2 protein-coding genes are annotated in these 882 nt (G+C 34.1%); both read left to right on the forward strand.

Annotated features, from left to right (window positions below; translation table 11 throughout):
* Positions 1-206: 206 nt before the first annotated feature.
* Positions 207-404 (forward strand): hypothetical protein, encoded by a 198-nt coding sequence (locus tag Q0C15_RS07580; protein ID WP_297218013.1) that lies wholly within the window; start codon positions 207-209, stop codon positions 402-404.
* Positions 397-732 carry a hypothetical protein gene (locus Q0C15_RS07585; RefSeq protein ID WP_297218016.1) on the forward strand — a complete coding sequence of 112 codons (336 nt, stop codon included), beginning with the start codon at positions 397-399 and terminating at the stop codon, positions 730-732. Before Q0C15_RS07580 ends, Q0C15_RS07585 begins: the two co-directional genes overlap by 8 nt.
* The last annotated feature ends 150 nt before the right edge of the window (positions 733-882 follow it).

The raw sequence follows: 882 nt of genomic DNA on the forward strand, positions 1-882 counted from the left end.
AATATTCCATATCATGGTTTTCATATATCTACGTAACCCAACAACTAATTTAATTTTTTTAATTCATCATCACTACAATTGATCTCGGAATTTTCATTAGATCCTAAGATTGCTACTGAATGCTTTTTTCTCGATATATTTGCTGTACATCAGAAATATTGATTTCAGAATACCAACCTTATATAGATATTGAATATATTCATTTAATGGCCGAGGAGGATCTGTTTTTGCGCATAAACAGAGAACGTTCCTATTACAGGGCGATGATCTTTCAGATAAATCAGGAAATTGAACATTTGAAAGAAGATACCGTTCAAATCTACGACAATCTAAAGACTGTAAACAGGGATAAACAGATGGCTGAGAAGATTATAGAGTGGCTAGAAGGTGCCATCAATGAATAGGCTGCAGAGTATCAAAAAATGTATGAACATAAGCAATGAAGATCTAGAAAGAATAAAGGTAGATGAGGATCTTGCAAGAGCAATGGAAGAGTTGATGGACATATGTGAGTGCTATCAGGAAACGCTGAAGAAAAAAGCTGATATTGAGTCAAAATATACTTCGATCAAATATTCTCTCTTTTCTGCGCTTGAAGATATGAAGAGAATAGCGATACAGATTTCTGGGCTCATGGAATACGCAAAGATGAAGAACATAGAAATACCAGACAATATTATGAATTCAATATCATATATAATTGAAAAATATATGGTCACGAGGGCTGATTAGATTTGCCCCTCAGACTAGGATCAACATAATAGGTCATCAATACATCGTCTACGAACTCCCCCTCTATGATGAACTGCTTTTTTCTATATCCTTCAACCTCAAAGCCGATCTTCTTATAAGCATTAATTGCGTTGGTATTTGTAGAAAAAA

This window comes from Thermoplasma sp. (assembly GCF_023256435.1).
GTDB lineage: Archaea > Thermoplasmatota > Thermoplasmata > Thermoplasmatales > Thermoplasmataceae > Thermoplasma.

Bases quoted from the DNA above. Each gene is read 5' to 3' on its own strand.
- Q0C15_RS07580 (WP_297218013.1), top strand. From the start codon at position 207: ATGGCCGAGGAGGATCTGTTTTTGCGCATAAACAGAGAACGTTCCTAT.
- Q0C15_RS07585 (WP_297218016.1), top strand. From the start codon at position 397: ATGAATAGGCTGCAGAGTATCAAAAAATGTATGAACATAAGCAATGAA.